8 protein-coding genes are annotated in these 24,224 nt (G+C 62.1%); 4 read left to right on the forward strand and 4 right to left on the reverse strand.

Annotated features, from left to right (window positions below; genetic code table 11):
* Positions 1-154: 154 nt before the first annotated feature.
* From HT579_09515 to HT579_09525, 3 genes are read right to left on the reverse strand one after another with little or no spacing between them, the layout of a single operon-like run.
* On the reverse strand, positions 155-6,109 hold the full coding sequence (locus HT579_09515) for a DEAD/DEAH box helicase (GenBank protein QKS29127.1): 5,955 nt from the start codon (positions 6,107-6,109) through the stop codon (positions 155-157).
* Positions 6,109-11,205, reverse strand: a complete 5,097-nt coding sequence (locus HT579_09520; protein ID QKS29128.1) for a hypothetical protein — start codon at positions 11,203-11,205, stop codon at positions 6,109-6,111. The genes HT579_09515 and HT579_09520 overlap by 1 nt, the downstream gene beginning before the upstream one ends.
* Positions 11,202-14,426: a DEAD/DEAH box helicase family protein gene (locus HT579_09525; protein ID QKS31587.1), complete on the reverse strand. Its 3,225-nt coding sequence runs from the start codon at positions 14,424-14,426 to the stop codon at positions 11,202-11,204. The genes HT579_09520 and HT579_09525 overlap by 4 nt, the downstream gene beginning before the upstream one ends.
* A gap of 328 nt (positions 14,427-14,754) precedes the next feature.
* On the opposite strand from HT579_09525, the gene HT579_09530 reads away from it, so the two are divergent.
* The 4 genes from HT579_09530 (at position 14,755) to HT579_09545 (ending at position 19,358) form a co-directional block, all read left to right on the forward strand.
* Positions 14,755-15,921 carry a hypothetical protein gene (locus HT579_09530; protein ID QKS29129.1) on the forward strand — a complete coding sequence of 389 codons (1,167 nt, stop codon included), beginning with the start codon at positions 14,755-14,757 and terminating at the stop codon, positions 15,919-15,921.
* Between the two features lie 201 nt (positions 15,922-16,122).
* Positions 16,123-16,374 carry an AlpA family phage regulatory protein gene (locus HT579_09535; protein ID QKS29130.1) on the forward strand — a complete coding sequence of 84 codons (252 nt, stop codon included), beginning with the start codon at positions 16,123-16,125 and terminating at the stop codon, positions 16,372-16,374.
* Positions 16,375-16,386: 12 nt separating this feature from the next.
* Positions 16,387-18,981, forward strand: coding sequence for a hypothetical protein (locus HT579_09540; GenBank protein QKS29131.1), 2,595 nt, complete (start codon positions 16,387-16,389; stop codon positions 18,979-18,981).
* Entirely contained in the window at positions 18,978-19,358 is a 381-nt protein-coding gene (locus tag HT579_09545) for a hypothetical protein (GenBank protein ID QKS29132.1), read from the forward strand. The genes HT579_09540 and HT579_09545 overlap by 4 nt, the downstream gene beginning before the upstream one ends.
* A 177-nt stretch (positions 19,359-19,535) precedes the next feature.
* Here HT579_09545 and HT579_09550 read toward each other — a convergent pair whose 3' ends face one another.
* Entirely contained in the window at positions 19,536-24,125 is a 4,590-nt protein-coding gene (locus HT579_09550) for a hypothetical protein (protein QKS29133.1), read from the reverse strand.
* Between the last annotated feature and the right edge of the window lie 99 nt (positions 24,126-24,224).

Here is a 24,224-nt window from a genome sequence, read left to right on the forward strand (position 1 = left end):
GAATTCTCTGTGCAGGTGTACCGACGATGTGCCAAGGGTGCTCCCAACGTCGGCGGGTAGCCGTCCTCTACTGTCAGGAAATGTGCGCTCTCACGCCTGCCCAGCAAGGCAACTCGTGACTCACTCACCACTCTCTAGCCCCTCACGCCTCGCGTCAAAGTACCCGCACCAACTCGGCGACGGCGCGAACATCCCCCTCGGCGGCTGGCTTCAGCACAATAGCACTGAAGTCGGGATTGATCGGTTTGAGGACAACCCGCTCATTGAGCACGGCATCGCCATCAGCCGCCTTCTCGCTGTGGTAGACCTTGAGCGTGTACTGACCACTGGTTTCCTCGTCTGTGACCCCGGCATGCCAGACGAGCAGCTTGCGGCCTTCTTTCGTGCCGCCAGGCACGGGCCGGAAGAGGCAATAACTGCCGGAAGGCACCAGAGGTTCCATCGAATGTCCAATGACCTGCGCCACGAACATGCCCTTCACCAGCTTGAACTCCTCCAGCACCGCCCATTCCTCGGTTTGATCGGCAAGTCCGGCCAGGGCGGATTGCTCTTCGCTCCACAGACCGGCTGCCGCCTTCAGCGTGCTGAGGGGTACGCAGTTTTCATAGGGCATGAAATTCGGTGCTGACGGATGGATGGCCGGAAACGGGTAGATCGTCGCGCTGACATTGACCGTCGCGTCGCTCGGCACAGAGGGAGAGCCCGGCTTCTGATCGACGAACCAGTCATCAGAAGCCTCCACTTCCCTGGCCTTGATTCTTCCCACAACCGCCCTGGCGATACGGCGCATGTGGGTCCGCATAACGGTCTTGTCATACAGATCCTGGTACTGAATCGCCACCACCTCGTATTCAGTGTTCAGCAACTCATCACGAATCTGCCGGTCTTTGGTCGCTGTTACCGCGTTGCCGTGCAGGTGCTCGCTCATGCCGTCCAGGTACACGCAAACGCCCTCATACTGATCGTTGGGCGCATGGAAATAGACGTCCGGCCGGGTGGTGATTCCACCGCTCAGCGCGATCGGTTTCTCAGTCTCGAAGTTGACCAGGCCGGCGGCCCTGAGCATCGCCGCGAGTTGCTGCTCCGGTGGATTGCCAGGTTTCTGTAACCGTGTTTCGTCGGGCAAGACCGCCGGGATCACGTGGCTGAAACGAACTTCCGCCCCCCACTCACGCAGATATGCCTGCGCGGTATGGCGATTCAGTTCGGCGTGGTAGAACGAATTGCGGAAGTGCTGCAGGCAGTCCACACACGAGGTTTCACAGGCCGACGGGCAATCCTCGACCAGGGCTAAGGTGTGCTCGACCACTGCGGGCCAGTGGGCAAGCATCTGCTCCAGCAGGCCCGATCCGCCGGGCATCGGGTCATACAGCAGTGCGTCGTATTTTTCTGTCCCGGGTTTGCCCAACACCTGCACCTGGAGGTCGGAAATCTCCATGTCCAGCACCTCGGCGGCGCCTTGGCGCAGTGACTCCATCAGGCTGTACGCCGCTTCCTTGGAGGCGCAGTCGGGCAACACCAATGAATCGGCCACCACCTCGGCATAGAAGGCGATCTTCTGGATCGGGCGCCCGCAGCGCTCGATGTGATGCTCGTTGAAAGCGTCCAACTCTCTCTGTGTGCTCATCGGCGAGCGACTCTGACCACATACCAGACAGACGGGATAGCCCAGGTCGCCGCGCGACTTCACCTGAGCCGCAGCGCCGACGTTGACCAGCCGCATGTGCAGGCCATGTTTCAGATGCAGTGTGGCCGCCCCCCATTCGTAGGCGGGCCCGCCGGAATGCCGGCCCTGATCTTGGCCGAACACCGCCACCGGCATCTGGAAACGGTAGTCCTCATCGTCCGAGATGTACGAGTGATGCGGTGCGTCAACGTCGCAGACCTGGACGCCGAAGATGCTGGTCACGCCGATGGCCCCCGCCTGCGTCGGCGCCGCCACGCGGCCCAACCCACCGGTTTCCTCGATGGACTCATTCGCCAGATCGACCGCAAAGACGATCGGCTCTTCCGGCACCAAGTGAAAGGTGCGCGGCACGAACTTGTGGGCGTTGGCATAGATCAGGTTGCCGGGCACGTATTCGCGCACGGCCAGGGCGCTATTACGCCGCAACTCCCAATCCGAGATATCCGAGCCGAAGCGTGGTGCCACGTGCGTGATGCTGACAGTGCCCGTGTCGAGCCCGTAGCCCGGCAGAAAGCCTTCCGCGGCGAGCACACCATAAGTATTGGTGTCGTCAATGCCTTCTGCCTGATTGGCGCGGCGCCGGGCTTCGCCCTTCAATTTCTTGACCAGCCGCTCGCAGCGGCTGCGCAGCGCTTCTTCATCCGGGTCCATCGAGCCCTTGGCTGCAGCGACCTTGCGCAGTCGCTGCAACTGCCCCAAAGCCCATTGCAGCCGCTGGAACAGCCGGTCGACCACGACCTGCAATTCAGCAGTCACCCGATCGATGATGTTCTGCAAGCGTATCGGGTTGACGACCTCGGCATCGGTTTCCGGCCACCCCTGCTGGAACGCGGCCTGCACCGCAAGCATCAGGCTGGCCCGATGCTGGCGTATCACATCCGCGAGCGCATCGACGGTCATCGGCGCCGGTCGCACCAAACCCTCCGGCGTGAACAAGAACGACTTGATCTGCTGCGGCAGGCAGGTACGCATGGCGTTCTGCAATGCCTCGAGTTGGCCCTCCGGCAAAGCCTTTGCTCGCAGCATACTGAACAAGGAAGTCAGCACTGCGGCATGAACATGCTTGGCCACCATAACCGGGTTGCGCAGATTGAAGCTGGGCGGCTCGACCAGCCCTTCCAGCATTTTCAGCGGCTCGTTGAAATAGGCCCGGTCATGGCTGGCCGCCCGTGCATAGGTGATGTCCAGCGCCATGCGGAACTGGCGGCCCGCCCGCCCTGCCCGCTGCCAATAGTTGGCGGGCAGCGGTGGCACATTGCGCATCAGCACCGCGTCCAGCGACCCGATGTTCACCCCCATCTCCAGGGTCGGCGTGCACACCAGCGTGTTGATGCGTTCGCCGTCGCTCTTGAAGGCATTCTCGATACGTTCGCGCTCGGCCCCCGGAATCTGTGCCGAGTGCTCCTTCGCCCTCAGCATCGCGAATTCCTGGTCGAGCATCAGCAGATCGTAGTTGTCCAGATTCTCCGGCTCGAACACTAGCGTACCGCTGCAGCGCCATGCCATGCAGGTCATGCCGGGGTTGCTGCGCGCATGCAGCCGGCGGCAGGTTTGGCAGCGGTACATGCCCGTGTCCGGGCGCAACATCAGCCGGTTGACATCGACCTGATGCGCGCCCGCGCAGCCCGGCAGCAACCTGCCTCGTGCCCCCAGCAACTGTACCGGCGCCAACAACTGAAGGTCTTCGCTGACCAGCTTCCACATTTCATCAAGAAATGGCTGAACCTCGTCCGGCACGACACCCCATGCCGCCGCCGCCTGCTTGGCCACAGTTCCGTAGCTGCTGTACCACTGCTTGATGCGGCCATCGTCGTCCTGCGTGTCGCGCTGGAACTTGAGCGCAGAAGGAACCCCCTTCATCGAAGGCAGATAGCCGCGCAGCATCTGGACCTCACCGTCGAGCCAGAACTTCGAGTACACCTTCGTCACGCTGTCGAACAACATGCGACGTGAGCGCGCCGCATCCAGTAAGGAAGCTACGCCGTCGACCAATGCCTCGACCTTGCACCCGAGGCGCTTGGCCCAACGCAGCAGCACTGGGTGATCGTCTTTGAGCCCCAGGTAGTCGATCTTCAGGCGCCCCATCGGCTCCAGGCCGACGCGCTGCCGCCCCCCCACCGACAGTTCCCGCAGTATCTGCACACGCAAGAACCACTTGCGTTCCTGCCCGTGCGCCTGGCCCGCCTCGGACTTCGGCTCCGCCCGCCAAACCTCGGGTATCAAGGCCCTCGATAACTCGTCATCGGCATCCAGCGTTACATCCAGCCACAAGGTCAGGTCGCTCACCGAAATCGGCGCCTGCCGCAGTTTCTGGAAGATTAGTTCGCGCAAGCGAAACCGGCGCGAGCGATCCTGCATCCAGCCCGCCTGAAACGCCGCGTCCTGACGGTTGTCGGCGAAGACCAGTAGGCGTCGGCGCTCGGCGCGGTGGATCATGCTTTGCGCCAGGACGTGCACGTCGGCCACCGTCGTAGCTCGTACCGGGCGGGCGGGCTCGCGGTAACTGCCGCTGAATCGGCGACCGGTCGCACCGCAGGACACACACCGGGTTAGCTTGCCCGGGTTATCTTCCTTCTGCTGGACGAAGTACAGCGGCTTCAACACCTTGTCGCGGCCGCAGCCGACACACTCGGTAACATTGCTGTCATGCACAGTGCCGCAGTAGCGGCAGGCAAACAGCGTCTCGGTACGCACGGGGTCGTCTTCGGTCTCCGCGCCCACCTGGTGGTCCAGCGACAAGGCCCGAAGGCCGCCCAGATTGATCTCGGTGCCGCGCCAGACCCGTCCTGAGCCCTCCGCACTGCCGCCGCCCGGCTTCGGGCCGGTGAAGTTGAAGTCTTCAAGGCCATGCTCGAAGTAGTGCTGACCGCAAGTGGTGCAACTCAGCAACGGGAAGCGATGCAAGTCGGCATCATCCGCCAACGCGTCTTCGGCTGACAACCACAAGCGGGCTTCCTTGCTCAGTTCGGGGAAGGTCACCACTGCACCACTCACGCCGCGGACAAAGCCGTGAACCACCGGACGCAACAGCGGTCGCCCGCCCTGGCGCGAAGCAGCGCCCAGGGCCAGCCACACCAGAATCTCTTCCTGCGAAATCGGCCGCCCGAGGGTGTCACCTAAGCTGGTCAGAAGGTCTTGCAGCTTGCGTGGTTTGCGCAGCGCCTCGGCAATCTGGAATACGACTTCGTTGTGACTCAGCCACTGGCACATCGCCTCGCGCCAGTTGCCCGCCGGCAGGCGGTCGCCGGTAGCCGATTGAAACCACACGCGCAGCGACTGCACCGCCGCTTCGCCGGCATCGTCGCGGTCCACCTGACTCAACACCTCCAGCAAGGTCTGTAGCTGTAGCGCCTGGTTGCCGTTCAACGGTGGGCTGGCCTTGCGTGGGGTGCCCCACAGATCATTCTCGTAGGACTCGCCGACCAGCGCCACCTTGCTGCCATCGACCCCGAAAAAGCGACTGGCAAAGTCGCGTCCGGCTTCCAGCCCGTTCACCGGGTCGGCGATCGTCGCGGACGTGGCGATACAGGTCGTGCTGGCTTCGTCCTTGCCGCAGTAGGCACGCAAACGCCGGATCAGGCAGGCGGTCTCGCCGCCCTGTGCGCCGGTGAAAGTGTGTGCCTCGTCGAACACCAGAAATTCGAGCGGCGCGTTATCGAACAGATCCAGATCCTGCTGGCGGGTCAGCAGCAGTTCCAACTGCTTCACGTTGGTCAGCAGGATGCGCGGCTGGTCACCCGGCTTGCGCATCGCCTCGCGGCTGGCACGCTCTTCCGCAGGATGGAGCGCGCGGTCCTGATTCTGAAGCTGCATGATGGCCAGCTTGGCCTTGTAGTCGGTCGCCGTGCTGCCCGGCGGCAGGCGCACTCCGGTCACATCAGCCTCGGTACGCGGCGTTTTGCCAACGTACATCCCGAAGCTGACGCCCGTGCCAGCGAGTAGGGCTCGCATGCGCTGCAACTGATCTTCAGCCAACGCATTCATCGGATAGACGATCACGGCGGTGATACCTGCCGGCGCCGCCTGGTCACGCAGTTGCAGGCAGCGGCTGATGATCGGCAGCAGGAAGCACTCGGTCTTGCCCGAGCCAGTGCCCGTGGCCACCAGCGTCGGTTGGCCAGCATGGATCGCGCGGATCGCCTGCTCCTGATGCAGATAGGCCGACGGATAAGGCGACAACTGGCGCAGGTGCGGGTGCAGTATCGCATCCTTCACCAGTTGCTCCAGCGAGGCCCCCTGCTGGAAGGTGCGCGACAGCGAAATGAAGGGGCCTTTCATCAACGGCGTGTTGCGTGTCTGCTCCAGGTTCAGCAATGCTCGCATCTGCTGGTACAGGCCCGCATCCGCAAACGCGTAGGTGCTGAGCTGGTAGCGCAGAAAGTCGCCGACCACCTGCTCGGTGTAGGTGATGGGGTTCAACATCAGAACAAGCCTCCCTGCTTGTAGGCAGCCGGTTCCTCTGCGGCCAGCAGTGCGGTGCTGCTGGCGTCGTCAGTCGGATACTGCGGTGGAACGATGCGGCGGATCAGCGTGGCATGCGCTGCGCATTCTTCCCAAGAGCGAGTGACATCCTGGCCTAGCTGCCAATCCAGGAACCTCGGTCCAAGCCGCGACGCCACGGGCTGCGGCTCCTGGGCCCGGTCGTCTTGACCCATGCTGAATTCGGCCAGGCGCAGGGTCTCTGGCACCAACCAACCATCGCCCTCATTCTGCGTCAAGAATCCGTTTAGCCCTTTCTGCTCCAAGTCCTTGAATGCAATAAGTGACAATACCGTGTGACGTAGCTCGGGGTGTTTGTCTTTGTCCACTCGCCAAAGTCCTTTTGGGTTTGATGGGGCAACTCCCTGTGTCGCCAAAGGTTTGTCGCAGTCTTCAAGCACAAAACGTAAGTCATCGAAACTCAGTCCTTGGCAGTAGGCCACAAGAGCATCAAGAATGACCCGCCGCCGCAACCTATCATGATATGTTATAGACATTAATTTCATCAGGCTAACATTCCCGATCGAGGGATAAACGAGGCGCAATTCAATCCAATTTCTACTGAATAAAGGCCCAGTCCAGTTGAGCGCGGCAGAATGCAAAACGATTGCTTCCTCGGCTACCTCTCCAACCTCTTTGACTAATGGGATCTCGGCAATAGAACTGTAGGTCATGGCGACAGCCCCAGTTCCTGTGGAGATTCGCACCCGTGCAAAGTAGTCGACCGCAAAGGAGTTGACTACTGCGTTGATCTTACAAACAGCGACACAATTGCGCATAAACAGTATCGGAAGCATATTGCTCGACGGCAGCGCGGGGATAGATGCGCCGATAAACGTACGGGCATTTGTTGTGTTTGAAATACCTCTGAATCCAAATCTATACGGAGTAATTCTCTTGCCACGCTGCGAAAAAACTTGGGCGTCCATCAAGAACTGGGGGGCAATAACCCGTTCTTGACTTGGGTGAAGCCGACGCCAGGATATTCTCTGCCCCGCACCGCCTGAGTAGGCTGATCCGCACCATTCGTATTGATTGACCATGGCGCCTTGGAATAATGGAAGCGCCACACTTTCAATCTGATTCACACTGAGCGCATGAATCCCATCTCTTGACAAGACCAAGTCCACTTCCCGCTCAAGGACATTTCTCGGTCCCACATAGTTGGCCCATGGCCCTTTCAACCAGTGTCCATATTCATCTGCTTGGTAGCCCTGGGTCTCCCATTTCCACGTTGGCGAGAACAACTTTGAATCACTGGTCATGTCAAACTCGGTAGCGTAGTTGGCGCCCCAACCGCGTTCGCTAGGGTCGCCTAGCAATACACCATTCGCGTAAATCTTCTCAAGCACGCGAACGTCCCGCTCGCTGCGAATCTCTAGCAATGCTTTCGAATACGGCGAGAGTTGAATGACGCGCTCTCTCGGATATGAGAGGGCGTATTTATCAGCCTGAGCCCAATCGTCCACGTTGCGGTGCATGAAACCGGATCGAATTACCGCTGTCCGGCCACCCTTCTGTATGATGACCGCACAGAACTTGAAGGATCGGTGAATGTCGAAAACAGCTTCCCGATTCTCAAATCCAAATACCCACTGCCAATCACAATGATCCAGAAACATCTCACGCAGCTGCAAGGTGCCTTTGTCCGCGTAAATACCGCTGGGCACGATCATGCCCATGCGCCCCTGGGACCGCAGCAGCGCATGGCAGAGCTCCAGGAACATCTTGTAGGTGTTCAGGTCCGCCGAGCCCTGGTGCACGAAGGGGTGTGCCGGGTCTGCAAAGCCCTTGCGCTTGCTGCGCTGCGCCTTCCACTTCGCATGCAGCCGGGTTGACTCGGCAAAGCCGTTCTGGCCTCGGCCACCCAGGTTCAGGTCGTGCTTCTTCTTGCCGTCCTTGTCGGTGGTGACGCGGTCACCGAATGGCTGCCCCACACACTTCACCCAGTTGGACATGCCCTTGATGCCGGCGTTGTAGGCAATCCATTGGTGTTCTAGCGTTGGCAGGCTCTTGAAGTAGTCCAATTGTTTGGCCAGCGCCTCCTGCTTGCCGTAGGCGCGGTAGAGCGGGTCGTGGTTGGAGAAGAACTCCTTGGAATTGGGCTTCTGGATCTCCCACGGTGGGTTGCCCAGCATGGCGTCAAAGCCGGGCTGGCTGGCCGTGAACACATCCGGGAACTCCAGCTCCCAGTGGAAGAAGCGGCGCCGGCGTGCCTCGTCTCGGGCCAGCGCGAGCGCTGCCTCTCCGGGTAGCACAAAATCGAACGGAAGCGGCGCCAAATCGATCTGTTCGCCGGGCCAGAACCACAGCGTGCACCACAGGTCCATCCGGGCCTTGAGTGCGTGGTAGTGCGGGTTATTCAATACCTTGTCGCGGTACATGGTGGCGCGCTTGTCACTGTCATGCACTGGCAGGCGGTGCAGCGCGCGGAAGACTTTCAGCAGTTCGTCATGCACGTCGCTGGCTTCGGTCGCCGAGCCAAGGTTCATCTGGCCCGCCAACTGTGCGCGCAGTTGCTCGGGCACGGCCTTGCCCTGGTTGTTGATGGCCGCCGTGAACTTGTCGCCCTGCTTCTTGCCCTTGGCGTTCACGTAGAAGTGGTTGACCAGGTTGCCGGGTTTGTCCTTGTGGTAGTCCTTGTCGCCGCCTTCGCGCGCCCAGGCCATTGCGGGATAGTCGCGGTAGGTATCGAACCAGGCGCCGACCAGCGAATTGCCGACCTTCAGCTTATGGTCCAGGAACCCGAAGGGAAGATCCCGGTCCATGGTCTCGACCCACAGCGCCATTCGCCCAAGCTCGACCGCCAGCGGATCCAGATCCACGCCGTATAGGCAGCGCTCGACAATGTGGCGCTTTAGCTGGGCGCGCAGCGCTTCCTCGAAGCCTTCATGCGAGGGGTTGAGCTTCAACAGCTCGTCGCTCAGCACCTCGGAGATTTGGCCGTCGGCCATGCGCGGCACACCACCATCTTCGGCGCGCTCGATCAGCTTGTGGTGGTGTAGCGAGGCCACCAGCGCGTCGGTCAGGTAGCGCAGCGCGCCGGCCAGGAAGGAGCCCGAGCCCATCGCGGGGTCGCAGACCTTCAGGGCCAGGATGGCCTCGGGCCGCTTGGGCACCCACTCCACCACCGTGTCGAGGCCGGTGCGCTCATCCACCTCGGTACTGACGGCGTCGTAGGCGAGCGGCTGTAGCGTCCGGCGCACGGTGGGCGCCGCCAGTTGCGGCCGGGTATAGAATGTGCCGGCGCCTTTGCGCGTACCGCCCCAGCGCACCAGGAAGAACTGTCCCGGTGCCACCAGTCGGGCGCACAGTTGCCTCGCGGCCTTCGCCAAGGCTTCGGTGTCTTCGACGCTGCCGGCAGGTTTGCGGCCGCGCGGCTTCTTGACCAGGCCGGCTAGCACCGCCGCCTTTTCCAGCCAGGTCTGGGCACGTGCGAGGTGGTCGGCGCTGAGAACCAGTTCGTCGTCCGATTCGACGACCTCGGGCTCCGCCTCGGCCTCGGGTTCAGGAGGCTCATCCGCCGCGTCCGCGTCGATCGGCTCGTCTGGCGGCTCCGGCTCTTCAGATTCGTCGCCTCCTGAATCGTCCTCGCCGGCGTCGGGTTTGTCCTTCTTCTTCAGCGCCTCGAAAAGCTGCTTGATGGTGGCGTCGTCCATTCCCTCCAGTTGCGACAGGGTCAGGGCAGGCTCGTTGCCCACCGCCAGGAACACTACCGGGTCGTCGGCTGCGGCCTGCTTCAGCTCGAAGTCCAGCAGGCCTTCGTACAGGACGCCGATGTACTCGGACGACAGTGCCGAGAAGTCTACCGGCGCGTCCACCAGCGTGTTCTTTCGGCCTTGGCGCAGCCGCAAGCGCGTTCGTGTCAGCAGGCGCAGCATGTGCTGAACCTGGCGGTCGGTAATGGCGTTGCCCGGACTTTCCAGCAGCGCAAGGGCGCGCGAAATGCCGTCCCCGGATTGCGGATCACCCGGCTCGAACAGGCCGCCGCTGTACTGGGGCACCGGCAGTGCCTCGTGCGAAGAGCCGTGATATACCAGGCCGAACAGCGCCATCAGCCGCGGCCAGGCGCTGCGGCCCTGAGCCAGTCGTTCGTTGCCCCGGCCGCTGGCGCGACGGTCCAGGCTCTGCCGCAGGCCCTCCAGGCTGTAGGCGCGCTGGTAGATCGGGTTGTCGACGGGCAGCAGGTTCCGGGCTTCGGCGAACAGCGTGATGATGCAGCGCATGACGATGCGCGAGCCGGCCACGTAGAGGTCGGCAAAGGCCGGTGCAGTGCCCGCTTGCTGGGCCTGCTCGATGGCGCTATGCGAGGCCGTGATCAGCTCTTCCACGCCCTGGCGGACGCGCTCGCCCAGTACGGCCGACAGATCGGCCTGACCCTTGCGCGAGGCCAGGATGGCGCCGAGCAAGGGGCTTTCGGCCTTCTCGGTTGGTGCCGCCAAGGCGTCGCGGGACAGCAGGTGCCGCCACGCCATGACCTGCGGCCCCGGCAGACCTTCGACAAACCACAAGTCGATGTCCCACTCGCACCAGGCATCATAGTCCTGGCCGGCATGCACGAGGCGCCATTGGCGCCCGTTGGTGACCAGCGCCAGGGGCTGCTGCTTCTGACGCAGCCACTCCACCACGCGGCTCAGCAACTGGCGCGAACGACCGACACCCAGGCGGCCGGCGAACTGGCGGGACGCGCCCTCGTCCGGCACGAATACCGGCAGCACTTCTCCTTGCAGTCCTTGCCAGACACGCCGCGCCTTGATCAGTGCGCCGGTGAAGCTGCGCAGCGCCCAGCGCGCATCGACGCCTTGCGCCTTCTGCCACTCAGCTTCAGGCAAGGCTGACAGATCCTGCAGCATGAAGTCGAGCAAGGCGCTCAGGCGCTCATTGGTGCCATCAAAGGCCGTGAGGGCGCGGCGCAGCTTGTCGGCATGCAAGGTCGACAGTGCGGGCAATTCGGCGGCAAAGGCCGTGGAGATCTTGTCTGGCGAAATCAGCAGACCACCGTGGTTCAGGCTGCTCCACCAAGCGATGTTGTGGTTCATGCCGCAGCCCCCGGGATCCGGATCTCGACCGTGACCGGGAAGACCTGCGCCGTCGACCGCAGGCTGAACCGCGCAGGCAAGACGTGGTTAACGACCCGATCCCGCTCCTGGACGAGCCGTTCCTGCAGATCGCCGTACTGGCCTTGGCGGCGCTTCAACTCGTCCTGCAGGCCGCGCAGCTTCTGTTCCGCCAAAGCGTTGGCGTCTTCCAGCAGCGAATATTGCAAGGCTGCGGTGCGCTGCTCCTCGATCTCTCGCTTGATCTTCTCGATGCTGGCGGTACGCTGTAGCGCGGACACCTCCCGGATTCGACGCTCGAAGGCCTCCTTCTCGAACGCCGTGGCCTCGGCACCAGCCGCTTTCAGTTCGGCGCTGATCGTCGTGGTCAATTGGGTCCGGTAGTTGTTGATCCAGGTCCGAACCTCGTCATCCACGCCGTCCCAGATCTCCCGAGCCCTCGCCGTACCGCCGGGATCTTCGACCCCCGGCTGCGCAGCGCCATGGGGCCCGGCGTAGGCCACTGCATCGCCAAGCACGCAGCCCTTTATCGGCAAAACAACTGTGCGCACCCAGTGGTGAAAGGTTTCGCGCAGCTCGTTGACGGCCATCTCTTCCACGGTCACCAGCAGCAGTGCGTCCGCACCAGCAGGCACTGGGCCGCGGGTGACCACCCAGCGGCTGGGCGGCGTGAACTCGCTCTGGCCGCCGGGGAAGCGCAGGCGTGCGAAGGACGCCAGCGCCTGCCGCATGACCGGGTGCCCGAGGTGCAGCAGCACTGTGTCCATCGACGGGCGGAAGACGGGTCGGCCGTTGATCGTGTGGATGAAGTGCTGGTTGTCGAACACCAGCCAGGGCATCGCACCGGCGACGCCCTTGTTCGCACGCAGCCGCAAGCTGTCGTCCACCACCGCCTGCCAGCGCGATGGCAAGGGCGACCGCAGCCGCATGCGGCCCCGGGCGTCGGGCCCGTCCATCGGTTCTTGCGCAGAGCCCAGGCCCAAGGCGATGCGCAAGGTCTCTTGAAGCGTCACCGGGCTGAGGTCCAGATCGGCCAGCAACTGTTCGAACCGGGCACGGTCTTCGGTTCCCCTCTCCTGGGTTTGCACGCGGGCATCGTCTGACTCTGACTGGCGCTTCTTGATTTCGCGCTCAAGCTCGGAGAACACGAACTTGTCGTCGTTGAACTCCATCATGCGGCGCTGGAAGGCCGCATCGAAGAGTTCGCCGACGGATCCCAGGTCTTCGCGGATGCCATTGACCTTTTCCAGAACGCGGGCGACAAAAGCCAGGTCGGCATCGTCGTCGCTGGCGAAGTGGTAGATGGTCACATCGCGTGATTGGCCATGGCGGTCAATGCGGCCGTTGCGCTGTTCAAGACGCGAAGGGCTCCAGGGAATCTCGAAGTGCATCAACAGTCGGGCCGTGTGCTGGAGGTTCAAGCCTTCTGATGCTGCATCGGTTGCCACCAGAATCTGCACCGGCGAATCGGGGTCGTTGAAGGCGAGCTTGATGCGCTCACGGTCTTCGTCGCTCATGCCACCGTAGAGCTTGATGATCGCGCCGCTGTCGGCACCGAACTCGCGCTCCAGGCGCTGAACAACATAGTCCAGGGTCGTCTTGTATTCGGTGAAGACGATCAGCCGCTCGTCACCGTTCCAGGCTTCGGCGTTGCGCAGGCGCTGCTTCACCAGGTCTTTCAGGCGGTCGAAGCGGGCATCGACCGTCGGCACCTTGTTGACGACGGGAAGTTGATCCAGCTTCAAGGCGTGAAGCGCCGTGTCGACCGCCGCGATTTCTGCGGTGAGGTTGCCCAGGTAGGGATGCATCCAGGCACCGACGACATGGGTCGCGTGCAGGTTGCGGCTTTCACGTTCCTGGTCGTCGTCGATGTCCTCCTGCAATGCCCGCTTGGCCGCCAGCACTTCGCTGGCCTGCGTGGCTTCCCGTTCCGCCAGGCCGGCCTTGAAGCGGAGCCAGCTGTCGGCGAAGGTGACGGAGCTGGAGAGCAAACGCTTGCGCAGCACTTCAATGGCGAAGTTGAGGACGGTCCGTGCTTCAGGTGCAGCGATGATCTGGCGCTTCAGGGCGACACAGAAAGCTCGCACTGCCGTGGCCAGTTCCTTTTCGGCCTTGGGCAAGTACAGGGGCAGCGGTTCGAGATAGCGCGTGGCAAAGCGCGGCGGGCGCCCAGCCTCTTTGTCCTGCCCGTTGATCTCACTCTTCAGCCGGCGGATCAGCACGTCGCCAATCATCTGGCGCTCTTTTTCGGTGAATTCTGGCGTGCGCGTGAAGCGGACCGGGTCCAGCTGCTCCAACAGGCCCGAAAAGCATCGGGTGTGCCCGTTGTGAGGCGTGGCCGTCAGGAACAGCCGATGCTCAAACCATGGCGTCAGCATTCGCAGCATGTCGGACAGATCGCTGTCCTGGCCGAAATTCGACGGCATGAGGTTGTGCGCCTCATCGACGATCAGTAAATCCCAGGGCAGCTGCGCACCTTGGTGGGACTGGGTGGAGCGGCAGTTGGCGATGAACTGCTCCAGCACGTCGGGCTGCCGGAGGTAGTGGTACGAGGTGATGATCCTGGGCAGCGCGCGCCAGGGGTTGGCGTCCAGGCCCATGTCCTTCTGCAGCTTGTGGGTGGCCGCCTTGTCGACGATGTCGAAGCCGAGGGAGAACTTGTCTTCCATTTCCTGCTGCCACTGGGTGCGCAGTGAAGCGGGCGTCAGGATCAGAACGCGCCGGATGCGGCGCTTGCGCACCAGTTCGGCCAGGATCAGGCCCGCCTCGACGGTCTTGCCCAGGCCGACGTCGTCGGCCAGCAGCAACGAGACGCGAGGCATGCGCATGGCGCGCGCCAACGGGACGAGTTGGAAGTCATCGGCGCTGACGGCGCCATAGACCGGCGCGGTGGGAACTAGCTCGGCGCGCGTTTGGGGCGATCGAGCCGACAGAAAGGGCGTGACGGCCGTCCATCGCGTAGCCCGCTGCAAAGCTAGGAAGTCGCGCATGCGCATCGGTGCATCAAGGGCTATGCGAGGCAGTGCGTTGGGCTCCAGCAGCACGGGCTCTCGCTCTCGCTCCCACAACAGGGTTTCTTCCGCCTCGCCATCCGAGTCACTGAATTCGATGGTGACCATGTGCAGCAACTGGGCGTCATGACGGGCGGCGAAAGGATCTACCGCAGAAATCACACCCCGGCGATTGCGTACCGTCGCCAGCATGCCTACGCGAGGCAACGCTGCCGGGGGTGCATGGGTCAGGGTCATCAGCTTCTCAGCATTCATGTCTTTGTTCTGATTGGTTGTGACGGGAGTCCCCGCACCATGCTTCGACCACCTGCTTTGGCGACGCACTCGTTGTACGAGGCGACTTGGCCGCTGGTGTGCCGTCCGGGCCAGCTTCGACGTGGTTCGAGACGAAAGGGGAGCGTGTCGATCTTGACGCATGCCTTGCTTGGCCGTGCTCAGGGTTTCTATGGTGCAAGTGCGATAATGTACCCGAGTGTCCAGCATAAGCCAAAGTGGAAGACACCTTGATGAGGGATGACTGATGTCGGTTTCTGCAGGCAGGCGCGAGAGCGCATCTGCTGTCGTGACGGAAGGGCGGTTTGAGAGTCTGAGCGAGGCTCTGGAGGAATGGTTTGAACGTCCGCTGACCGATCTGCCGGAAGCCCTGCGGCAGCGAGTGGAGCACGAGTTCTTGCCATTCACGTGGGACCTCTTGAGCCCCGAGCAACGTCGCGACTTTACACAGCAGTGGGATTACAAGAACGATCCAGCCACGGAGCCGGAGCGCCAAGCCGCGTGGGACTTGGTTGCCCGGAGGCTGGAGGTGGAAGGCAAGATGAGAGAGTGGGAACACACTTGCGCAGGGACGGCAACGGAACTGGCTACGAAAGAGGCGCGACTGGCAGAGCTGAGAGAAGAGATCACGAAGATCGATCTGGCGGAGAAGCACATGTCCGGCAAAGAGCGCAGTGAAAAAGTGCGGCGAGGCGATCGTCCAGACGAGTCGGCGAGAACAGACGAGGATTTCCCGTACATCGCGTACCCGCGGGCCATGAAGCGACTGCGCGAACGCTTGGGCGCCACGCGGGAAGAAGTGGCTGCGTGGGTGTTCTGGGGCGAGACTCAAGGCGGTTTGGTCGCGTATACCAATGCGAACGAGCTGGATCCGCCGCCGAAGTTTGCATTCTTCTACACGATGGGCGACGACTACATATCCCCGTTGATGGCCTGCTGGTTTCGGCGCGACGACATTGAAGCGTTCGAGCCAGACGAGCGCTACATCACCGGCAAGACATTGATTGAACGATGGGGCAACGAACCGCACATCGAGCCCAAAGCCTTCGTGCTGGCGAAGATAGAGGAGTCGCGGTTGCTCGACATACACCCCAATTATGGGGGAACGCGAGCGACGTGGCCGGAGCGGGAAGAATTTCCTCCTTTGGAGAGTGGTTTGTTCGCGCTCTCGCAGGTGAAGGCGATCGAAGCGGAGGATTTTGGAATCGGCACGCCGCCGGTGCCCGATGCCAAACCTGCTGGCCACTTGAACCATGACCCCGTTTTGCAGGCGAAGGCCAATGCGATTGCTCAGGACATGCTGAAGAATAATCGTCGCGCTATTGTTACGCGCGATAGGGTGGCGAGCATTCTGGCCCGACAGGAGGCCATGGACGTGGGCACCGTTACGCGGCGGATCCGCAAGAGGTGGTGATTGTCGGGACGACTGCCCGACTGCCTTCTTTTGCCCTTCAAACCCTTTGTTTTTCAATGATTTAAGGCGGAGTCCTTCGGCTTTCGCCTGTTTTTTTGCCCGCGCAGAATACTTGCCAGGTGATCCGCTGCAATCCTCAATTGCACGGACAAGGCCACCTAGCAACGCGGAGCACCCGGCCTTGTTCGTAAGGAAATGAACATGGCTGAGCAACTCCGATCGTTTCTCCGTCTCAAGCAAGTCAAGACCGTCACCGGCATGTCTCGTAGCTGGACTTACGAGGCGATCCGGCGAGGCGAGTTCCCCGCGCCGATCCCATTGAGCGCGCGAGCCGTCGCGTGGGATTCTGCGTCCATCGCGGCTTGGCAGGCGGCGCGTATCGCCGGCAAGTCGGATGCCGAGATCCGGGAGCTGGTTGCCCGCCTCGAAGCTGCCCGCAAAGCGGCCTCCTGAGGAGCAGCGGCCATGGCTCCCAATGTGCTGACAGATTCCGTAACCGAGCCCCTGGAAGCCGGTATAGGCGGCGAAGGCGGTGATTTTCAGCTAAGCAATGCCGATTTTGTGGCGGCGGTGTTTCCAGTCTTCCCCGAACGCGCCTTCGCGGCAGTGTGCTCCAAGAGCGGCGACCCCGGTGTGGGCGGATGGCCAGCCCTTCGCGCCGATCAGTTCGCGGCCGCACTTTTTGCCGCGAACAACAACTACGTCTCTTGTGCGAGCTTTTACCCTGGTGATGATGGTTCATTCAGGGCGCGCAAGGCGCAGTTTGCCGCCTGCCATTTCCTGATGCTCGATGACTTGGGCACCAAGGTGCCGATCGAGCGGCTGGCCGGGTTCCAGTTGTCCTGGCTGATCGAGACCAGCCCCGGTAACCATCAGGGCGGGATCCTCCTCTCCGAACCGATGACCGATGGTTCGGCCGCCGTGCGACTGCTCAACGCGGTGATCGAATCAGGGCTGTGCGATGCGGGCGCGACGGGGCCATTGAGTCGCTGGGCGCGGCTGCCGGTGGCCATCAACGGCAAGCCCAAATATGCCAGCGACGACGGAGCGCCCTTTCAATGTCGCCTGCTCGAATGGCGACCGGACGCCCGCTATACGCCAGAAGAGATTGTGGATCGCCTGCAATTGGAACTTGCTCCGGCCGGACGACCGAAGAAGACGGCTAGATCCTCTGCGCGCGTTACCGGGGGGGACGACATCTCGTCCAGCATCGGCAACTATGCCGACGATGTGCTCACACCCAAAGCGGCGGAGAACCCGGTCGTTGCGGCGCTCAAGGTGCGCGGGTTATACAAGACGCCGCTGGGTTCGGGAAAACACGACATCACGTGCCCGTGGGTCGAGGAGCACACCGACGCACTGGATACCGGCGCGGCCTACTTCGAGCCGGATGAACTCTATCCCCTGGGTGGCTTCTGTTGTCAGCACTCGCACCGCGACCAGTACCGCATCCGCGCATTGCTCGATTTTCTCGGGGTACGCAGCTCCGAAGCACGCCACAAGCCGGTGATCCGCGTGGTCGCCGGCGATTTGCACCTCGTCGTCGATGCGGCAGAGAGGGAATTGACCACCCGCGGGCGGCACTATCAAGCGGGAGGCCTGATCGTCTCGATCTCGACTGACCCGACCAGCGGCGATCCCTCCATCGTGCCAACCAGCGCCCCAGCGCTGACACGGGAGCTATCGGTCGCGGCGAGCTGGGAAAAATTCGACCGGCGTGCAGGCGACTGGGTGCGTTGCGATCCGCCGGCGCGGCACGTGGCCGTTCTCTATGACGCGCAGACCTTTCGCTACCTGCCACCGCTGGCTGGGGTGGCGAGACAGCCGTACTTTCGCGAGTCGGACGGTGAACTCATCACGCAGGCCGGTTACGACAAGTCGACGCAACGCTTCGGCGTGTTCGATGCTCGGCAGTTCGTCATTCCTGACCCGACACCGGACGCCGCACGAGCAGCGCTGCGCGTGCTGGAAGACCTGCTCGCCGAGTTCCACTTCGTCGCGCCTTCGGACAAGGCCGCTGCGCTGTCCGCGATCCTCACCGCCGCGGTACGCCCATCGCTGCCGCATGCGCCGGCCTTTCATGTCCGAGCGCCCGTAGCCGGTAGCGGCAAGACCTATTTGTGCGAGCTGATCGGCGCCTTCGGTGGGCCGGCGGGAAATGCCAAGGTGAGCTATCCAATGACCTCGGAGGAAGCCACCAAGGTGATTCTGTCCTTGCTGCTGACCAGCCCCGCCGTCATCGAGTTCGATGACATGGATACCGACTGGCTACCGCACGGCACGATCAAGCGGATGCTGACGGCGGAGCAGATCACCGACCGGATTCTGGGCGTGAGCAAGACGGCGACGGTGAGCACGCGCACGTTGTTCCTCGGTTCGGGCAATAACGTCGGGCCGATACGCGACCTGTTGCGACGTGTGCTGACGATTCATATCGATCCGCGCTGTGCGACGCCGGCAACGATAACCTACCAGGGCTGTCCGGTCGGGAAAGTGCGCCAGCGCCGAGGGGTCTATGTCGCAGCGGTGCTGACCATTATCCAGGCATGGCGCAAGGCCGGAATGCCTCGCGCGGCGGCAGACAGCATCGTCACCTTCGGGGGCGCGTGGTCGGACTATTGCCGCTATCCGTTGATGTGGCTGGGACAGCCTGACCCCGCCACGGCGTTGCTCGATCAGGTGCGTCATGATCCCGATGGTGATGCACTCAGCGGGTTGATGACCGAATGGCATGTTGCATTTGGATCGACCCCGACGACGGTACGCAAGGCCGTAGAGGCAGCATCGTGCAACCACCCTAATCTGCTCGATGCGATACGCGAGTTCCCGGTCGAAGAACGCGGCGAGATCAATCGCTCGAAGCTGGGCTGGCTGTTGAAAAAACATGCGAACCGGATTGTCGGCGGGCTTGAGTTTCAACAAGCGGAGGCCGACGGGCGTACGGCCTGGCGTGTGGTAGCCGTGAAATCACCTCCTTTAACGCCTTTGCCGCCTTTCCCAGCGCCGGTTACGAAAACTGTCGCTGCGAACGCGACGAATGTGGTCGTGAGGGAAGTATGAGCGCTGCGCAGTTGGTCGAGAACGCCAAGGCGCAAGGGGTGATCCTCGCGCTCAGTCCTGACGGCACCATTACCGCGACCGGCGAGCAGTCGGTCGTCGACGGCTGGCTGCCGATCATTCGTGACAACAAGTCTGGGATTCTTCGCGCGCTGCAGCGGGAGCGCAGGCGCACGAAGACCTTGGCGATGCTCGGAGATGACCCTCGTCTGCGTTATGCGGTGGTTGTGGATGACGCTTCTACGGACCCGGTCGCCGTTGCCGTGGGGATTCGCGAGGTCGCGACTTTCGAGTTGGAGATCCCGCTCAAATACTACGACGCGCTGGTGCTGTTGGAACTGCTTGAACAGCATTCTGCGGGCGTGGGCGGAGATGCGTGAACGGGGTCCGGTTGTGATGTAGCTCTAGTTGTTCAGATCTGGGAGCACCTCTCTCGCCATCTTCGTTTTCAAGATCGAGCATGCCAACGAGGCGTTGCAGGTCGGGTTGCGAGGCTGCGGGTGATTTTGATGAATGCTTGAGCGCAGCAATGACGAATCAGTGAGCCTTCACCTACGTCACAAACGAAACCTGACGCCAAGACCGCTGCTCAGAACCTGCACCTCAGCAATGACATCGCCACCCTTGGCTTCCGGAACCGTAACCGTCACCGGCCAATCGCCCAAGCGATATGTCCCGTGCTCGGCGCGGCTGACGTCGAGATCCGCGCTTCTGACGGCCGGTATCCCGTTCTTCACCTTCACCACCACTGTATCGCCTGTCTTGCGATTGCGAATGTCGATTCGCCGAAATCCGTAGTCGCAGGTCACGTCGAGCGAGACCTTGCTGGCTAGAACCGTTACCGTGTCGACCTCGCCGGGGCTAGCGCCTACGGGTGAATCAGGATTCGTCCCCGCTCCTGTCGGTTCGACAGCACCTACACCGTGCCCGCCCCCTGCTGGTGCCGCCTTGATTTCCACTGTGTCGGGCTTGCGCTCACCGCCTCCCAGCGCTTCGGCGATGGGCTTCTTCGGGATGGGAACTCCTCCCGCAGGTTTCTGCCCAGTCGCCGCCTCACTCGTCCGCGGCAAGACTGGGATCTCTGGAGAACTCGTCGCTGGCGGCGCGGCCGGGTGAACCTGGCTCTCTTCGTAGAAGCGCTCGATCGCCTCGCGATAGCCGTGAAGGCTGATGGTGGGCGGCAGCCGTCCCAGGTTAACCGACCAATCTCGCGCCGACCGCTTGTATTCATCCTCAATGCGCCGGCGAGCCTTCGCATCCTTCTGCACGTTAGCAAGGCCGGCCAGCGCGAAGACCAGCCGTTCCTGCGCGAACCCCACAATTGCAGGGTCCATATCCCGGGTGCGCGCCTTGAGCACCATTTCGTAGTATTGCTGCATCAACCGGAACTTTCCGGAAAGCTCGATCACCGCTCCCACCTCGAACGGCGAAACGGTGTTCAGCTCCGCGTTGTTGGCTCGAAGGAGGCCATCGAAGTACTGTTCTATGCGGTCTTTTAGCTGGATGTCCAGTCGATCGCGATTGACGTTCGAGGTTGCCAGTGCTCGAATGGCGTTACGGTGGACGCCCGGCGCATCGCTTACGACCATACGCAGCCAGACCTGCTTGTCCTTGGCCATGTCCGGGACCAAGTGCGCGACTACGCAGTCGAGAAATGCCTTCAAATCCCCTGTTTCCGCCAAGCGGCCGATCAGGTTAGCCAGAATGGCCCTTGCACGTTTGTCCTCCTTAAGCTCGTCAACCGGGATATCGTCGAACACGGCAAACGCCTTCGTCCGTGGCAGCACTAAGGCGAACTCTTCGAAGCGCTTGCCATCGCCGGCCCTACGCAGGTCCGCCGCAATCGCCGCCACAACTTTCGTCGGCACCTTTGCCCCGTCCCCAGCGCGCGTCTCCGCCAGGATGCGGTCGAAATCGCCTAAGCGTCTCAGGTATGGCAGGTTTTCCGGAAATGGAGTCGCGTTCGCTAGTGCTGGAACTAGCGCTTCAGGGGCGTCCGCATCCAACCGCCGCAGTGACCTCCACGCCGTCGCTGCGTCGTTGGCTGCCCCACCGAGTGCCATCAAGACTGCATGACCGACGGATGGATGCGGTGTCCAGTCAAGACGCACCGAAACCAAGGCCACGTGGGCGTGATCGCTGCACGCAGCAAGCTGCGCGCGCTTGTCGTCCGGCGCCGCGTCGAGGCGTGCGAGGAGCATTCCGAAGGCCGCGTCCAGCGCTTCGCGCATGCGCTCGCCGGCCGCGCCGGCTGCCCTGTTGTTCTCCAACTTTGCTCCGTTCAGGGCTGCGAATAATGCCCGCGCATCTTCCTCACTGCGGTGGCTTACCATGTACCGTGCTGCGTGGAAACGCGGATCGCCGGCGACCCCCTTGTTGCGCGCCAGATTGACAAAATCTTTATACTCGCCCGCCAGCCAGAAGTTGTCGAGGGCAAGCGGCACGTCGGGGATGCGGCCAAACATCCGTCCTGCCTGCGGGTATTCTTCGCGGAAATGGCATGCCCATGCCCGTGCCCTGAGTGCATTCGACTCATCTCCGACGCGGTCGAAGCGGCTGGCTGCGCGCTCTAGCAGGTACGGATCTCGGTTCTCGTAACCTCTGTCGAAGAACTGTCGTCCAATATCGGCGTTATCGTCTAGCGCATCTTCCTGCCAGGCCCCTGGTTCCCCCTCGATAGCCAACCCGAGGTTGGACAAGCCCCAAACCCCTCCCGACGACTTGTACTGCCCGATCAGGTCCTCGTAGCCCTGACCACGGGCAAAGCGCCAGAACTTCTCGATGGCCTCGCCGGTATCGACGATCAGCAGGCTGCCGCGCGCGCGCGACAACGCCACGTAGAGCCGGTTCAGGAAGTATTCGTAGGCCAGCCGATCGCGGTTCCTCTTTGATTGGGGCTCCGGCTTCGCCAGCAGCGCCGGCAGGTCGGGGATTTGCTTTAAGCAGTAGTGGCCGAACTTATAGATGACTACGCGCCCGAATTCCATCCCCTTGGCCCGCATCGGGTTGAAGACGTCGCGCGACAGCTTGCCATCCGAAAGGGCGATGTGCGAAAGTAGCTCGTCAGCCTGAACGTATTCGAGCTCCGGTTCCTCTTGACTTGGGACGATGAAAACCACATCGTCCGCCCGGCGCAGCGCGTCGCGCGTTGCCGACTCCGCGATGTCGAAAAGTGCAGGCTCTTGCGCCCCCTCGTTGCGCCAAGTCTGCTGAGGCTTGAGCCCGCTCACTTCGAAGAGGATGCCGCGGAGCAACTGAACTAGGTTGCACAGGCGAACGATCGGCTCTGCGGAACGGTAGTTAAATTCAAGCTCGCGGAAATTTACCTGCAGCTGTTGGCGCCCGGCCGGATCCAGTTCTCGTAGTAGGTTCTCGCGAAAGCTGTCGGAGAGGGCGTTCCAGTCAAAGCCGGTGGGATTAAGCGTCTGAAAGGGATCGCCGGCGAAAGCGAACGGAATGCGCCCGAGCAGATAGTGTGGCACTTCCCTCGCGGAAAACAGCGACAGTCGGAGAATCACCGCCAGTTCATTCGAAGTGAAGTCCTGTGCTTCGTCGCAGATGATTGCCGGATAGCGCGCCAGATCGTCCTCCCGTCGCAGAACCTCTAGCGCCAAGTCTTGGTCGTCCCACAGGCTGTTCTGTTCGCAACGCGGCTTGTACCAGCGTTTCCAGATGCTCTCGTAGATCTGGCGGTAGAGGTCGTCGTCAATGGACTTCTGGCGCTTTGACAGTTCGGCATAGGAGTCCGGCCCGAAGTCATCCTCCTCTCCGTCCGCCGGGCGGCGCCCCTTGATGAAGGTGCGGATGGCGTGCCACGCCAACTCGGGCGAGTTGCGCAGTTCCGCTGGGCGCGTTCTGTCCTGTGCAACGCTCTTGATCCACAGCTTTCGGAACTCCGGAAAATCGACGTATCGCGCCATATCGAATCGAACCCGTGCTTCCGCGTCGAGGAGCGACAGCTGCATATCCCGGAATGCAGAGAACGCCCGGTTGATGGTCGCCTGTGCCTCGGGGCTGTCGATGTCGGGAGGATCCTCCAGTCGCCGGTAGTCGCACGCCAAGATCGTCGACACCGTCTCCTTGGCCCGATGCGTGAGCGCCGGACTGTAGGTCAGGTAGAGCGGGGGATCATCCAGTGGCTGCGGCGCGTTGAGGTGGTGATGGAGGTGTTCAGCGAACAGGTAGTGCAGTATGGTCGTCTTGCCCGAACCCGGACGACCGTTGATGAACAACGGATATGGCTTGCGGGTTTCGCCGGGTGTCAGCAGGGTCTGTAGCAATGCGAGTTCCTCTGGTGACAGCGACAGATTCGCCTCTTTGCCGGCCTTCTGCAGATCCACCCAGAGAGTCTCATCAACAACCACGAACTCCGGGTAAGTGCGTATCGAGAATTTGCGCAGTTCTTCTTCCGCCAGCGCCTCGTCGACGCCAAAGACGTCTGCGTAGCGGATGCGCAGTTCATCCTCGCGCGGACCTTCCGGGAACCCCACCGGGGCGACGAGCAGCAACCCGTTCTGGAACTGACGATAGAGGATCCCGCGCTGGTTGCGGTCCGCCGGGAAGCGCGTCAGTAAGGCGCGGTCCTCCTTCGCGGTCAGGACGACAAGTCCCTGTAGGAGGGCGGCAATCGACCACCGGAATTCGGCCATCTTGGAAGACTTGAGCAAATCTACCCAGTCCAAGGTTTCGTAAATGCTCGGCACGTCCTCGTAGAGCGTTGCCAAGGCGATGTCGAGGTAGGCAGCTTCGTGCTCCTTGAGCGGCGGTGTTCCTTTGACTCCGGCGCGGATACGGTCTTGGATGAATGCATCGAGCGCGGCCTCGCCGAGGGTGGCCTCGTGTAAGAACTTGTTGCGGAATGTCCCCTCCTCAAGACGACGGTGGAAATCCTCGTTCTGTCCCTTGACGAGGAATCTCGCGAAGCGAATTACCCGATGCCCGCTGCACTCCTGGATCTGTTCGATCCCGTACAGCCGGAAGGTCTTGCCGACAACCTTCTTCACGATTGGAGACGGTAGGTGCTTGTCGAGATTGGCGATGCTCTGCTGCCGCTCGATCTTCTGCGCAATGCTCTGGACGGAGTCCAACTGCGCGTTGCCGCGCGCTTCTTGTGCGCAGACCGGCGCGATGTCAACGAAAATAGTCAAGATGACGCCCCCCTAGATGGCAGCGCTCCGGAGCCGGGCGCCAAGATTTTTGAGCATAGGCTACGGCGCGGTCGCAAGGCAGTCAACTCTGACGACAAG

This window comes from Candidatus Accumulibacter similis (assembly GCA_013347225.1).
Taxonomy (GTDB): Bacteria; Pseudomonadota; Gammaproteobacteria; order Burkholderiales; family Rhodocyclaceae; genus Accumulibacter; species Accumulibacter similis.

Excerpts from the sequence above, each read along its gene's own strand:
- HT579_09545 (QKS29132.1), top strand. The coding sequence starts at position 18,978 with ATGAGCGCTGCGCAGTTGGTCGAGAACGCCAAGGCGCAAGGGGTGATC.
- HT579_09525 (QKS31587.1), bottom strand. The coding sequence starts at position 14,426 with ATGCTGGCGACGGTACGCAATCGCCGGGGTGTGATTTCTGCGGTAGAT.
- HT579_09515 (QKS29127.1), bottom strand. The coding sequence starts at position 6,109 with ATGTTGAACCCCATCACCTACACCGAGCAGGTGGTCGGCGACTTTCTG.
- HT579_09535 (QKS29130.1), top strand. The coding sequence starts at position 16,123 with ATGGCTGAGCAACTCCGATCGTTTCTCCGTCTCAAGCAAGTCAAGACC.
- HT579_09540 (QKS29131.1), top strand. The coding sequence starts at position 16,387 with ATGGCTCCCAATGTGCTGACAGATTCCGTAACCGAGCCCCTGGAAGCC.
- HT579_09530 (QKS29129.1), top strand. The coding sequence starts at position 14,755 with ATGTCGGTTTCTGCAGGCAGGCGCGAGAGCGCATCTGCTGTCGTGACG.
- HT579_09520 (QKS29128.1), bottom strand. The coding sequence starts at position 11,205 with ATGAACCACAACATCGCTTGGTGGAGCAGCCTGAACCACGGTGGTCTG.